Genomic DNA, 12,916 nt, shown 5'->3' on the forward strand with positions numbered 1-12,916 from the left:
CACTTCGTCAGGCCTGTTGCAGGGTCGCGCCCCATGGAGCTGGACGTGTCGCACGAGAGGGCCATGAGCTGGCTGGATCCGGGCCCTTTTCTGCGTGGGCTGGCCTGGCTGGACGCTGAAGGGCGGCCGGTGCGCGCGGACCCCGACGACACGATGCGGCTGCCGTGGGACACCGGCGAGCGGGCCGCGCTGCCCATCGGGATGCGGGTCGAGTTCACGGCGCGGGGCGCCTCGGCGGTGGAGATCCGCTACCGCGCCCGGGTGCCGGAACCGGACGACGAGCTGGCCGGGCTCGCCCACACCTTCGCACTGTGGGAGGGCGACCACCTGGTCCACGAGACGGCCGCGGAACCGGTCGAGGAGGGGGTGGTCGCGCTCCAACTCCCGCACCACAACGGGCTGTTCACGATCCATCCGCCCGAGAGCTGCTCCCCGGTGGTGCTCGGCGTGCGCGCGATCGGCGGCGCGATCACTCCCGCGCCGCGTGGCCCGCGCTGGCTCGTGCACGGGGACTCGATCACGGAGGGCTGGTGGTCGACCCGGCCCGCACACGCCTGGCCGGCCGTCGCGGGCCGCGCGCTGGGCCTGGACACGGTGAACCTCGGCTACGCGGGCGCGGCGCGCGGCGAACTCCCCACCGCCGAGCAATTGGCACGGCTCCCGGCCGACGTGATCACGCTCGCGTTCGGCACCAACTGCTGGTCGCGCATACCGTTTTCGGCCACCCTGATGCACGAGACGACCCTGGCCTTCATACGCCTCGTACGCCGCGGCCACCCGATGACCCCGCTGCTCGTGCTCTCTCCCCTGCTGCGCCCGGAGGCCGAGCGGACCCCGAACGCGCTGGGCGCGACGCTGGCCGGGCTGCGCGCGGCCATGGAGGACGCGACGCGGCACCTCATCGCGGCAGGCGACCGCACCCTTCAACTACTGCCCGGACAGGGCCTGTTGGCCCCGGGCCACCTAGCGGACGGCCTGCACCCGAACGACGAGGGACATGCGCTCCTCGGCTCGGCGGTGGCGAGGGCACTGGCCCCGTACGTGCCGGAGCCCCAGCGAAAGGAATCGCGGGGGCTCCGGCACGTACGACGGTCGAGCGACTAGCTCCAGCTGGCGTGCAGCGGCTTGCCCTCGGCGTAGCCGGCGGCGGACTGGATGCCGACGACGGCCTTCTCCTCGAACTCGGCGAGCGAGGACGCACCGGCGTAGGTGCAGGAGGAGCGGACGCCCGCGATGATCGAGTCGATCAGGTCCTCGACGCCCGGGCGGGCCGGGTCCAGGAACATGCGCGAGGTGGAGATGCCCTCCTCGAACAGGGCCTTGCGGGCCCGGTCGTAGGCGGACTCGTCGCTCGTGCGGTTCTTGACCGCGCGGGCGGAGGCCATGCCGAAGGACTCCTTGTAGAGGTGGCCTTCGGCGGAGGTGTGCAGGTCGCCCGGGGACTCGTAGGTGCCCGCGAACCAGGAGCCGATCATGACGTTGGAGGCACCGGCGGCGAGCGCCATGGCGACGTCGCGCGGGTGGCGCACTCCACCGTCGGCCCAGACGTGCTTGCCGAACTTCTTGGCCTCGGCGGCGCACTCGAGGACGGCGGAGAACTGCGGCCGGCCGACGCCGGTCATCATGCGGGTCGTGCACATCGCGCCGGGCCCGACGCCCACCTTGATGATGTCGGCGCCGGCCTCGATGAGGTCGCGCACGCCCTCGGCGGCGACGATGTTGCCCGCGACGATCGGGACCTGCGGGTCCAGGCCGCGCACGGCCTTGATCGCGGCGATCATCGACTCCTGGTGGCCGTGCGCGGTGTCCACCACGATGGTGTCCGCGCCGGCGTCCAGGAGCTGCTTGGCCTTGCCGGCCACGTCGCCGTTGATGCCGACGGCGGCGGCGATGCGCAGCTTGCCGTTGGCGTCGGTGGCCGGGGTGTAGAGGGTCGCGCGCAGGGCGCCCTTGCGGGTCAGGATGCCCGCGAGGCGGCCGTCCTTGTCCACGGCGGGGGCGTAGCGGCGGTTGGCGCCGTCGAGCTTGTTGAAGGCCTCGCGCGGGTCGATGTCCGCGTCGAGGAGCAGCAGGTCCTTGGACATGACCTCGGACAGCTGGGTGAAGCGGTCGACGCCCGTCAGGTCGGCGTCGGTGACGACTCCGACCGGCTTCTGGTCGGCGTCGACGACGACGCCCGCGTTGTGGGCCCGCTTCGGCAGCAGGGCCAGCGCGTCGGCGACGGTCTGGGTCGGGGCCAGGACGATCGGGGTGTCGAGCACGTGGTGACGCGTCTTGACCCACGAGATCACGTCGGTGACGACCTCGATCGGAATGTCCTGGGGGATCACCACGATGCCGCCACGGCGGGCCACGGTCTCGGCCATGCGGCGGCCGGCGATCGCGGTCATGTTGGCGACGACGAGCGGGATGGTGGTGCCCGTGCCGTCGGGGGAGGCCAGGTCGACGCCCTGGCGGGAGCCCACCGCGGAGCGGCTCGGCACCATGAACACATCGTCGTACGTCAGGTCGTACGGCGGCTTGATGTCGTTGAGGAAACGCACGTGCTGAACATCCCAGTCGTTCGAGGTGGCCCCAGGCATTTCAGCCAGGGGAAAAGCACGTAGTTCATTGTCCCATGTTCGTACGATTGCGCTGCCCGGGCCGATCGTCCAGGGCCGGCACGTTAGGCCTAGTGCGATCCTCCGAGAGCGAGCACCGCGCACAGGTCCGGGCCCGTCGCCGAGTCCAGGACTTCCCGGGCGACGGCCCACTCCTCGGGGCGTGCCTCGGCGTAGGCCTGCCAGCCGGTGACGATCAGGAGCAGGCCCCGCTCGCCCCTGGGGAGGTCGCCCAGGGAGTCGGCCAGGGCGTCCCAGTTGCGGCCGAACCAGTCGGGGAGGTCCAGGGCCCGGGCGAAGCGGTCCATCAGGGCGGGCTTCGCGGTGACGCCGGTCAGGTCGAGCAGCACCGTGGACCAGCCCTCGGCGCGGGCGCCGGCGAGCAGGCCGGTGAACGGGTCGGCCGTCATCGCAGTACCGCCTTGAACGTCTTGTAGTGGTCGTCGGTGTAGTAGAACTCGCCACCCTGCCCGGTGATGAGGCGCCTCGCGCCGCGGTCCCGGGAGTTCGGGGTGTCGACGGTGTACTCGTGGTAGTAGCCGCGTTTCTGCTGCGGCAGGAGCTTCTCGAAGTTGCCGAACACCACGCCGTCCTTGCTGTACGGGAACGGGCCGCCCTTGTCGATGAGTTTGAGGGTCTGGCGCGCCTCGGGCGGCAGCTGGGCGGCCGGGACCGTGGCCATGCCCTTGCCCCAGGCGGGGGCGGAGACGGCCGCGGAGGGTCCCGAGCCGGCGGGTTTCGCGGCGTCCTTGCCGCCGCAGCCGACGAGCAGCACGGCGAGGCACGCGAGCACCGATGCGAGGGCGATCCGGGCAAACCTGTTGATCATGCTCTGATGCTCCCATCCGATGGCGGTACGAGCGAATGCGTACCCGGATGTCTCCGGGTCACGATGGAGGCATGCTGCTCGCCGACGTGGCCAGAACCTCGGCCGAGATCGCCGCCACCTCCTCGCGCTCGGAGAAGTCCGCGCTGCTCGCCCGGCTGTTCTCGGCCACCGAGCCCGACGAGGCGCCGCTGGTCGTCACCTATCTCGCGGGGCGGCTGCCCCAGCGGCGCACCGGGCTCGGGTGGAGCTCGCTCAAGGACCGGCCGCGGCCCGCCGCCTCCGCCCGTTTGACCGTCCGGGAGGTCGACCGGCGGCTTGATCGGATCTCGGCCGTGGCCGGAAAGGGAGCCCAGGGTGAGCGCAGGCGCCTTGCCGGGGAGCTCATGGCGGCGGCCACCGAGGAGGAGCAACACTTCCTGTTCGCGCTGATCACCGGCGAGGTGCGGCAGGGCGCGCTGGACGCGGCGGCCGTCGAGGGGCTCGCGGCGGCGGCCGGTGCCCCCGTGGCGGACGTGCGGCGCGCGGTGATGCTGGGCGGCTCGCTCGGCACCGTGGCGCGGGCGCTGCTCACGGAGGGCCCGGCCGCGCTCGCCGCCTTCCGGCTCGACGTGGGCCGCCCCGTCCTGCCGATGCTCGCGCAGAGCGCCAAGGACGTCGCCGAGGCGCTCGACCGGCTCGGCCCCTGCGCGGTCGAGGAGAAGCTCGACGGCATCCGCGCCCAGGTGCACAAGGACGGAGATGCGGTACGCGTCTTCACCCGTACCCTTGACGAGATCACCGAGCGCTTGCCCGAAGTGGTGTCCGTGGCAAGGGAGTTGACTGCGAGGCGCGCCGTTCTTGACGGCGAGGTGATCGCGCTCGGTCCCGACGGGCGGCCCCGTTCGTTCCAGGACATCGCGGGACGCGTCGGCTCACGGCTCGATGTCGCCGGCGCCCAGGACCGGCTGCCGCTCTCCCCCGTCTTCTTCGACCTGTTGTCGGTGGACGGCCGGGATCTGCTCGACCTGCCGGTGCGCGAGCGGCATGCCGAGCTCGCCCGCATCGCGCCCGAGCCCCGGCGTGTACGGCGGTTCGTGGTGGGGGATCCGGCCGATCCCCAACTGCGGCTCGGCGCCGAGGAGTTCGCGACCGCGACGCTGGAGCGCGGGCACGAGGGCGTGGTCCTGAAGGCGCTCGACTCGACGTACGCGGCGGGGCGGCGCGGCGCTTCCTGGCTCAAGGTCAAGCCCGTGCACACCCTCGACCTGGTGGTCCTCGCGGCGGAGTGGGGGCACGGCCGGCGCACCGGCACGCTCTCCAACCTGCACCTCGGGGCGCGCCGCGAGGACGGCACGTTCGCGATGCTGGGCAAGACGTTCAAGGGGCTCACCGACGCGCTGCTCGCCTGGCAGACGGAGCGGCTGCGGGTGTTGGCGGTGGCCGAGGAGCCGTGGGGTGTGCGGGTGCGGCCGGAACTCGTCGTCGAGGTGGCCTTCGACGGCGTACAGAGATCATCTCGGTACCCGGAAGGGGTGACACTTCGGTTCGCACGGGTAGTGCGCTATCGCGAGGACAAGAGGGCCTCGGATGCGGACACGGTCGCGACAGTCATCTCACTGCGCGGCGGGAGGGATTGAACCGGTGGAGCAGGGTCACAGCGCGGTACAGCGGGAGCAGGCACGACGGCGGGCGCAGGAGGCGGGGCTCGCCGCCGCCAGGCTGACCGCCGAGGGGGTGCGGACGGTGGCGCTGACCTGGGTGGACGTCGCGGGCCTCACCCGCGTCAAGGTCGTGCCGACCACCCGGCTCGCCCAGGTCGCGGCCCACGGGGTGGGCATGTCGCCGGTCTTCGACGTGTACCTGGTGGACGACTCGGTCACCAGCAGTGCGCACATCGGCGGGCCCGACGGCGACCTCCGCCTGATCCCCGACCTCGACCGGCTCACCGTGCTCGCCGCGCAGCCCGGCTGGGCGTGGGCGCCGATCGACCGCTTCGAGCAGTCGGGGCAGCCCTACGACGCCTGCCAGCGGCAGTTCGCGCGCCGGATGACCGAGCGGGCCGCCGAGCGCGGCATCGAACTGCGGATGGGCTTCGAGACGGAGTGGATCGTCGACCCGCCGCTGGCGGGCCCGGCGTACGGGATGGCGCGGGTCGTCGAGCGCTCGGCGTACGTGGGCGATGTGGTCGGCGCCCTTGAGGCGCAGGGCGTCGAGGTGCTCCAGATCCACCCGGAGTACACGCCGGGCCAGTTCGAGGTGTCGGTCGCCCCGGCGGACCCGGTGGGGGCCGCGGATCTCGTGGTCCTTGTCCGCGAGACGATCCGGGCGGTGTCGCTCCAGCACGGGCTGACCCCGTGGTTCGGGCCGGTCGTCGACCCCGAGGGCGTCGGCAACGGCGGCCATGTCCACCTCAGCCTCTGGCAGGACGGCCGCAATCTGTGCCGGGGCGGCGACGGCCCCTGTGGGATGACGTCGACCAGCGAGTCCTTCCTCGCCGGGATCCTCGACGCGCTGCCCGCGCTGCTCGCCATCGGCGCTCCGACCCCGGCGAGCTACCTCCGCCTGGCGCCGTCGCGCTGGGCCGGGGCCTTCCAGTGCTGGGGCCTTGAGAACCGGGAGGCGGCGCTGCGGTTCGTCGCCGGACCGCCCGGCGCCGAAGAGGCGGCGAACGCCGAGGTCAAGTCGTTCGACCCGGCCGCCAACCCGTACCTCGTGACCGGCGCGCTGATCGCCGCCGGGCTCGCCGGGCTCGACGCGGGCCTGCGCCTGCCCGAGCCGGTGTCGGGCGACCCCGTCAACGCCGGAGGTTCCCGGCGGCTGCCCGCCTCGCTGCCCGAGGCGCTCAGCCGCTTCACGGAGTCGGCGGTGCTGCGCGAGGCACTCGGCGACCGGCTCTTCGAGGCGATCGTCTCGGTGCGCCAGGCCGAGACGAAGCTCTTCGACGGCCACAGTCCGCAGCAGATCGCCGAGGCCACGCGCGGGAGGTACTGAGTGCTGCCGCTCGTCGACCACCACTGTCACGGCGTGCTGCGCTCCGACCCCGACGACGCCGCCTTCGAGGCGTTCCTGACCGAGTCCGACGCCCCGGCCGCGCCTGGCACCAGCTTCTTCGACACCCAGCTCGGCTTCGCGGTGCGCCGCTGGTGCCCGCCGCTGCTCGGCCTCCACGCACACTGCCCGCCGGAGCGCTACCTGGCCCGCCGCCGCGAGCTGGGCGCCCAGGAGGCCAACCGGCTGCTCCTGAGCGCCAGCGGCATCAGCACGTTCCTCGTCGACACGGGGCTGACCGGCGACCTGACGAGCCCGGCCGAGCTGGCCGAGGCGAGCGGGGCCGCGGCGCGCGAGATCGTACGCCTGGAACTCCTCGCGGAGCGCGTCGCCGAGGAGGTGCGGGATCCGGACAAGTTCCTGGCGACCCTCGCCGATGCGATCGCCGCCGCGGCCCGCACCGCGGCGGGCTTCAAATCGGTCGCCGCGTACCGGTACGGCCTGGACCTCGCCCCCGAGCCGCCGGGCCCGGCCGAGCTGCGCGCGGCCACCGCGGGCTGGCTGGCCGCCGGGGCCGGCCGGATCACCTCGCCCGTACTGCTGCGCCATCTGCTGTGGTCGGCGGCGGGGACGGGACTGCCGCTCCAGCTGCACACCGGGTTCGGCGACCCCGACCTCAGGCTGCACCGCTGCGATCCGCTGCTGCTCACCGATTTCATCCGGGCGGTGCGCCCGACGGGCTGCCGGCTGATCCTCCTGCACGGCTATCCGTACCACCGCAACGCGGCCTACCTGGCGCAGGCCTATCCGCATGTGTACGCCGACGTGGGCCTCTCGCTCACGCACACCGGGGCGCGGGCAGGGGCGGTGCTCGCCGAGTTCCTCGAACTGGCCCCGTTCGGCAAGCTGCTGTTCTCGACGGACGCCTACGGCCTCGCGGAGCTGTACGTCGTGGGGGCGCGGCTCTACCGGGAGGCCCTGGACCGGCTCCTGAACGGCTGGACCGGGTCCGGGGCGTGGTCGGCCGCGGACGCGCAGCGGGTGGCGGCGCTGGTGTCGGCGGGCAACGCCGAGCGGGTCTACGGCACGTGAGTCGTACCGGGGGCGCGGGCCCCCGGTACGTCAGATTCCATCCGGGTCCGCGCGGTCGAGCGCGGGCCGCGGCTTGGGCCCGGTCTCGTTGAGCAGGAAGTCGGCCGCGGCCGTGTCCGTGACCAGGCTGGTCACCAGGCCGGAGCGGAGCACCGCGTCGATCGCCGCGGCCTTGCGCTGGCCCCCGGCGATCGCGACGACCTCCGGGATGCGGCGCAGCCGGTCCGCCTCGACCGTGATGCAGCGCTCGCCCAGGTCGCGGCCGACCCGGCGGCCCTCCGCGTCGAAGAGGTGAGCGGACATCTCGGCGGCGACGCCGAGCGAGGCGTAGTGCGCCCGCTCCTCGTCGGTCAGCATGTCGTGGACCGTGGAGATGCCCGGCTCCCACGAGCCGATGGACACCGCGGCGACGGTGACCTTGTCGAAGTACTCGAAGGCGCGGGCGATCCCGGTCTGGTTGCGCAGCGCGGCCGCGGTGGCCGGGTCGGGCAGCAGCATCGGGGCGTAGATGGGGTGGGCCTCGCCGCCGGACACCTGGGCGGCCCTGCGGACGGCCTCGACGGAGCCGCGCTCGGCGGTGCCCGCGTCGTACACACCGGTCAGCTGGACGACCGTGCAGGGCGGCAGCCGGTCGAGGGCGGCGGCCATGTGGATGGTGGAGCGGCCCCAGGCCAGGCCCAGGACGTCGCCCTCGCTGACGAGCTCGCCGAGCAGGTCGGCGGCCGTCTCTCCGAGGTTCTCCGGGTCGGGCGAGGTCTCCTCGCCCTCGGCCGGGGACTCGACGACGACCGCGTGCCGCAGTCCGTACCGGGCGCGCAGGGCGTCGGAGCGCTCCGCGTCCAGTTCGGCGGGGACGCGGATCTCGATCCGTACGAGATCCCGCTCCAGGGCGGTCTCCAGGACCCGGGCCACCTTGAAGCGGCTCACGCCGAACTCCTCGGCGATCTGGATCTTGGACTTCCCCTCCAGGTAGAAGCGGCGGGCCATGGCCGCCGCCTGCACCAGCTCCGCGGGTCCCATCCGCAGGGCTGACCGACCCGCCGACATTGCAGACACCGCGATCTCCTCACTGCTGTTCACAACTGCTGTTCACGCACCGGACTCGCTGTTCATCCTGTCAGATCCAACGGTCCTTGATCAGCCCCGAAGGGTTCCGTTCACTCAGTGGCGGCTCAGTGTGCGCACGCCCAGGGTGCGCTCGCCGTCGCCTGTTCAGCCAGGGAGCGCAGGGTGCGCACCGCTTCGGCCGGGTCGTGGGCTCCGTAGACGGCCGAACCGGCGACGAAGACGTCCGCTCCGGCCTCGGCGCAGCGCTCGATCGTGGAGGCCGAGACGCCGCCGTCGATCTGGAGCCACAGTTCAAGTCCGTGTTTGCTGATCAGCTCACGGGTCCGGCGGATCTTCGGCAGCATGATGTCGAGGAAGGACTGGCCGCCGAAGCCCGGCTCCACCGTCATGATCAGCAGCATGTCGAGCTCGGGGAGCAGGTCCTCGTACGGCTCGATCGGCGTCGCGGGCTTCAGCGCCATCGACGCGCGGGCGCCCTTGGCACGGATCTCCCGGGCGAGCCGGACCGGGGCCGCCGCCGCCTCCACGTGGAAGGTGACCGAGCCGGCCCCCGCCTCCACGTACTGCGGGGCCCAGCGGTCCGGGTCCTCGATCATCAGATGGCAGTCCAGCGGCGTCTTCGTCGCCCGGCTGAGGGATTCCACTACGGGCACCCCCAGCGTGAGGTTGGGCACGAAGTGGTTGTCCATCACATCGACATGCAGCCAGTCGGCGCCTTGGACGGCCTTTGCCTCGTCGGCCAGCCTGGCGAAGTCCGCGGAAAGGATGCTGGGGTTGATCTGAGCCATGCCCCAAGCCTGCCATGCCCTGGGCAACTTGCCTGCCACAGTGCCGGTCGAAGCCTGTCCGGATCCGTGCGGACCGGGCGATCCTGCCGATTCAGCGGGCCTCGTGACGTGATCCTTCGGCTGCCGGCGCGCGTGGCCGGAGCCCTTTCGACACGCCGACAGCCAAACCGTGATCCGCTCAACTCCCGTACAGGAGCGCCGAGTTCGGGCCCGGACGCATCCCGGCCCGGCTCGTCAGGCCGTGCGCCTCAGGAGCGCCAGGTACATCGCGTCCGTGCCGTGCAGATGCGGCCACAGCTGTACGTCGGGGCCCTCTCCCAGGCCCGCGACGCCGGGCATGAGCGGGCGCACGTCGATCCAGTCGGCCTCGACGGGCTCGGCGCCGCCGCGGCCCTTGAGGACGTCCTCGACGACGATCCGCGTCTCCGCCAGGTGCGGCGAGCAGGTGGCGTACCCGACGACGCCGCCGACGCGGACCGCCGACAGGGCCTCGCGCAGCAGCCCGCGCTGGAGCGGAGCGAATCCCTCCAGGTCCTCGGGGCGGCGGCGCCAGCGGGCCTCCGGGCGGCGGCGCAGGGCGCCGAGCCCGGAGCAGGGCACGTCGACCAGGACGCGGTCGAAGGCCCCGGGCAGCCACGGCGGGCGCGTGCCGTCGGCCGCGATGACCTGGTACGGGCCCGGGTTGCCGGCCAGGGCGCGCTCGACGAGGCGGGCCCGGTGCGGCTGCTTCTCGGAGGCGAGCAGGGCGGCGCCGCGGCCGGCGGCCAGGGCGGCGAGCAGCGCGGCCTTGCCGCCGGGGCCCGCGCAGCCGTCCAGCCAGCGCTCGTCGCGGCCCTCCAGGGGGGCGTTGGCGAGAGCGGCGGCCACCAGCTGGCTGCCCTCGTCCTGCACGCCGGCCCGGCCCTCCCGCACGGCGTCCAGGGCTCCGGGCTCGCCGCCCTCGGCCATCCGCACGGCGTACGGCGACCAGCGGCCGGGCAGGCCGCCCTCCTCGCCGAGGGCGTCGAGGAGTTCGTCGGTGGTGGAGCGGCCGGGGCGGGCGACCAGGGTCACCTCGGGGCGCTCGTTGTCGGCCTCCAGGAGGTCCTCGATGCCGGCCCGGCCGCCGCCGAGGGCGTCCCAGAGCGCGGAGACGACCCAGCGCGGATGCGAGTGGACGACCGCGAGGTGGTCCTCGGCGTCGTCCTCATAAGAGGGCGCGACCTTCTCCAACCAGCCGTCGAGGTCGTCCGCCGAGATCTTCCGCAGGACGGCGTTGACGAACTTGGCCCGCCCGTCGCCGAGCACCACGCGGGCCAGCTCGACGCTCGCGGAGACCGCGGCGTGGGTGGGGATCCGGGTGCCGAGCAGCTGGTGCGCGCCGAGCGCGAGCACGTCGAGCACCGGCGGGTCGACCTCGCGCAGCGGCCGGTCGATGCAGGCCGCGATGATCGCGTCGTACGTGCCCTGCCGGCGCAGCGTCCCGTAGACGAGCTCGGTGGCAAGGGCCGCATCCCGGGCGTCGAAGTTCCCGCCCTCGCGCGCCTTGCGGAGCAGCGGGGGCAGGACGAGGTTGGCGTAGGCGTCGCGCTCGTCGACGGCCCGCAACGCCTCGAAAGCGAGGATGCGGACCGGGTCCTTCTTGGGACGGCGGTACGGCTTGCCGGCCTTGCCCGCATTGGGGTTCGGGCTGCGACGTGGCGAATCGTTCACGTGAAAGGTGCTCCGCGGATCAGATGGGGCGAACCCCCTCAGCGTACGTCCGCCGCCCCCAGGCGCTCACCCGGGGCGATGCGGACCCCGCGGGCCCAGTCCGCGCCGCGCATCGGCTTCTTGCCCTGGGGCTGGACCCAGAGCAGTTCCACGGCGTGCGAGCCGGTGCCCACGTACACGTTGTTCTTGGCGACGGAGAGCTCGCCTGGCGCGAGGTCGGTGCGGTCGGTGACCAGCGCCACCTGGATGAGCTTGAGGCGCTCGCCGCGGAACACGGTCCAGGCGCCGGGCGCGGGCGTGCAGCCGCGCACCACGCGGTCGACCCGCAGCGCGGGGGCCGCCCAGTCGACGAGCGCCATCTCGACGGTGATCTTCGGGGCGAGCGAGATGCCGTCGGCGGGCTGCGGGACGGCCTTCAGGGAGCCGTCCTCGATGCCGTCCATGGTCGCGGCGAGCAGCCCGGCGCCCGCGAACGCGAGCCGGGTGAGCAGGTCGCCGCTGGTGTCGGTGGGCCGGATCTCCTCGGTGACCGTGCCGTACACCGGGCCCGAGTCGAGCCCCTCCTCGATGAGGAAGGTGGCGGCGCCGGTGATCTCGTCGCCCGCCATGACGGCGTGCTGGACGGGCGCGGCTCCGCGCCACGCGGGCAGCAGCGAGAAGTGCAGGTTGACCCAGCCGTGCGCCGGGATGTCGAGGGCGACCTTGGGAAGGAGCGCCCCGTACGCGACGACCGGGCAGCAGTCCGGCGCGATCTCGCGCAGCCGGGCCAGGAACTGCTCGTCCCGCGGCTTCACGGGCTTGAGCACCTCGATGCCGGCCTCCGCGGCGCGCTCGGCGACCGGGCTCGCCACCAGACGGCGGCCGCGCCCGGCGGGTGCGTCGGGCCGGGTGACGACCGCGGCGACCTCGTGCCGGCCGGATGCGATCAGGGCGTCCAGGGCGGGGACGGCGACCTCGGGGGTGCCTGCGAAGACGAGCTTCACTGGGGGTTACCTCGCTTTGTCGAGAGCAGCGTCTCAGTCTATGGGCCCCTGGGCGGCGGGCGTACGCGCAGGCGTCAAGGACGGTGCGGCCCTCCCGTCCGCGCTCTTACGGCAGGGGCGTACGGGGACTTGTGCGCCCTGTGCATATGCCCATACGCCCCCGCAGCGTGACCACAACAGCGGGTAGCGCGTTGGTCAAGAGAGATTGACCGAACCGGGCCGCTTCTGCGGCCCGCGCCATTTCAGCACTACCAGCACGTCAACACAGCACGGCAGAACGCAACACAAGCACCGTCTTCACCATCCCTTTCATCGCCGGTTCGAGAGGCTTGCTCATGGCCGACCACGCAACCCACGACGCCCAAGCGCGGGCCAGCCTGCACCTGTTGGTGCGGGACATCGAGCGGGTCCGCCGGCAGGTGGACGCACTGCGCACCCTCACCGCGCAGCTGGGCAACGTCTACCGCCCGCGCCGCTCCGGCCCTTCCACGGGCTTCGTCGTGTACGGACGCGCCCCGGCCCCGACCGTACGACTCGCCCAGGAGCTGCGGGACAGCGTCGAGACGCTGGTGACCGCGGCCGTGGACTTCGACCGCTCCCTCGGCTTCTCCTGGGACGCGGTGGGCTCGGCGCTCGGCGTCACCAAGCAGGCGGTGCACCGCCGTTACGGGTCCCGCCGGGCGACCGCCCCGGCCGCGGGCCAGGTGGACACCGAGCGTCCGGTCGAGGCCGCGCCGACCCGCACGCTGCCGCCGCTGCCCCCCATGCCCGCGGTGCCCGCCGCCCGTTCGATGCCGCCGCAGCCGACGGCGAGCAGCCAGTCCCTGCGCGAGGAGGTCCGCACCAGCGCCTTCCCCGGCCCCCGCAACGGGTGACCCCGCTCCGCCGCTTCGTGCC

Annotated in this window: 12 protein-coding genes; 5 read left to right on the forward strand and 7 right to left on the reverse strand. The window is 73.1% G+C overall.

From position 1 onward, the window contains the following. Nucleotides 1–63 precede the first annotated feature (63 nt). The gene (locus ADK54_RS06115) at nucleotides 64–1,104 is read left to right on the forward strand and encodes a GDSL-type esterase/lipase family protein (protein ID WP_053724528.1); all 1,041 of its coding nucleotides are present in this window, start codon (nucleotides 64–66) and stop codon (nucleotides 1,102–1,104) included. On the opposite strand, the gene ADK54_RS06120 is transcribed toward ADK54_RS06115, so the two are convergent. From ADK54_RS06120 to ADK54_RS06130, 3 genes are all read right to left on the reverse strand, one after another. Further along, the gene (locus ADK54_RS06120) at nucleotides 1,101–2,582 is read right to left on the reverse strand and encodes a GuaB1 family IMP dehydrogenase-related protein (protein ID WP_053724487.1); all 1,482 of its coding nucleotides are present in this window, start codon (nucleotides 2,580–2,582) and stop codon (nucleotides 1,101–1,103) included. The genes ADK54_RS06115 and ADK54_RS06120 overlap by 4 nt on opposite strands. Nucleotides 2,583–2,671: 89 nt before the next feature. Then, nucleotides 2,672–3,010: a barstar family protein gene (locus tag ADK54_RS06125; RefSeq protein WP_053724488.1), complete on the reverse strand. Its 339-nt coding sequence runs from the start codon at nucleotides 3,008–3,010 to the stop codon at nucleotides 2,672–2,674. Beyond that, nucleotides 3,007–3,429: a ribonuclease domain-containing protein gene (locus tag ADK54_RS06130; protein ID WP_053724489.1), complete on the reverse strand. Its 423-nt coding sequence runs from the start codon at nucleotides 3,427–3,429 to the stop codon at nucleotides 3,007–3,009. Before ADK54_RS06130 ends, ADK54_RS06125 begins: the two co-directional genes overlap by 4 nt. 71 nt (nucleotides 3,430–3,500) lie before the next feature. On the opposite strand from ADK54_RS06130, the gene ADK54_RS06135 reads away from it, so the two are divergent. The 3 genes from ADK54_RS06135 to ADK54_RS06145 are packed head-to-tail and all read left to right on the forward strand — an operon-like array spanning nucleotide 3,501 to nucleotide 7,488. Beyond that, nucleotides 3,501–5,045, forward strand: coding sequence for an ATP-dependent DNA ligase (locus ADK54_RS06135; RefSeq protein WP_053724490.1), 1,545 nt, complete (start codon nucleotides 3,501–3,503; stop codon nucleotides 5,043–5,045). A 4-nt stretch (nucleotides 5,046–5,049) separates the two neighbouring features. Then, nucleotides 5,050–6,399 carry a glutamine synthetase family protein gene (locus ADK54_RS06140; protein WP_053724491.1) on the forward strand — a complete coding sequence of 450 codons (1,350 nt, stop codon included), beginning with the start codon at nucleotides 5,050–5,052 and terminating at the stop codon, nucleotides 6,397–6,399. After that, nucleotides 6,400–7,488, forward strand: a complete 1,089-nt coding sequence (locus ADK54_RS06145) for an amidohydrolase family protein (RefSeq protein ID WP_053724492.1) — start codon at nucleotides 6,400–6,402, stop codon at nucleotides 7,486–7,488. A gap of 30 nt (nucleotides 7,489–7,518) precedes the next feature. Here the strand turns inward: ADK54_RS06145 and ADK54_RS06150 are convergent, their stop codons facing one another. The 4 genes from ADK54_RS06150 to fmt all read right to left on the reverse strand — a co-directional run bounded on the left by ADK54_RS06150 (nucleotide 7,519) and on the right by fmt (nucleotide 12,019). Beyond that, nucleotides 7,519–8,568 carry a sugar-binding transcriptional regulator gene (locus tag ADK54_RS06150; protein ID WP_078966155.1) on the reverse strand — a complete coding sequence of 350 codons (1,050 nt, stop codon included), beginning with the start codon at nucleotides 8,566–8,568 and terminating at the stop codon, nucleotides 7,519–7,521. A 92-nt stretch (nucleotides 8,569–8,660) separates the two neighbouring features. Continuing rightward, the gene (gene rpe / locus ADK54_RS06155) at nucleotides 8,661–9,344 is read right to left on the reverse strand and encodes a ribulose-phosphate 3-epimerase (protein WP_053724494.1); all 684 of its coding nucleotides are present in this window, start codon (nucleotides 9,342–9,344) and stop codon (nucleotides 8,661–8,663) included. Nucleotides 9,345–9,578: 234 nt separating this feature from the next. Then, complete coding sequence (locus tag ADK54_RS06160; RefSeq protein WP_053724495.1) at nucleotides 9,579–11,036, reverse strand: RsmB/NOP family class I SAM-dependent RNA methyltransferase; 1,458 nt, start codon at nucleotides 11,034–11,036, stop codon at nucleotides 9,579–9,581. Nucleotides 11,037–11,074: 38 nt separating this feature from the next. Further along, nucleotides 11,075–12,019 (reverse strand): methionyl-tRNA formyltransferase, encoded by a 945-nt coding sequence (fmt, locus tag ADK54_RS06165; RefSeq protein WP_053724496.1) that lies wholly within the window; start codon nucleotides 12,017–12,019, stop codon nucleotides 11,075–11,077. A 335-nt stretch (nucleotides 12,020–12,354) separates the two neighbouring features. Between fmt and ADK54_RS06170 the strand changes: the two genes are divergently transcribed. Beyond that, a complete protein-coding gene (locus ADK54_RS06170; protein ID WP_053724497.1) occupies nucleotides 12,355–12,894 on the forward strand; it encodes a hypothetical protein in 540 nt (179 codons plus the stop codon). Nucleotides 12,895–12,916: the final 22 nt, after the last annotated feature.

Origin of the sequence: Streptomyces sp. WM6378 (assembly GCF_001279695.1) — a bacterium.
Classification (GTDB): Bacteria; Actinomycetota; Actinomycetes; order Streptomycetales; family Streptomycetaceae; genus Streptomyces.

Excerpts from the sequence above, each read along its gene's own strand:
- ADK54_RS06130 (WP_053724489.1), bottom strand. The coding sequence starts at position 3,429 with ATGATCAACAGGTTTGCCCGGATCGCCCTCGCATCGGTGCTCGCGTGC.
- ADK54_RS06135 (WP_053724490.1), top strand. The coding sequence starts at position 3,501 with ATGCTGCTCGCCGACGTGGCCAGAACCTCGGCCGAGATCGCCGCCACC.
- ADK54_RS06120 (WP_053724487.1), bottom strand. The coding sequence starts at position 2,582 with ATGCCTGGGGCCACCTCGAACGACTGGGATGTTCAGCACGTGCGTTTC.
- ADK54_RS06125 (WP_053724488.1), bottom strand. The coding sequence starts at position 3,010 with ATGACGGCCGACCCGTTCACCGGCCTGCTCGCCGGCGCCCGCGCCGAG.
- rpe (WP_053724494.1), bottom strand. The coding sequence starts at position 9,344 with ATGGCTCAGATCAACCCCAGCATCCTTTCCGCGGACTTCGCCAGGCTG.
- ADK54_RS06115 (WP_053724528.1), top strand. The coding sequence starts at position 64 with ATGAGCTGGCTGGATCCGGGCCCTTTTCTGCGTGGGCTGGCCTGGCTG.
- ADK54_RS06170 (WP_053724497.1), top strand. The coding sequence starts at position 12,355 with ATGGCCGACCACGCAACCCACGACGCCCAAGCGCGGGCCAGCCTGCAC.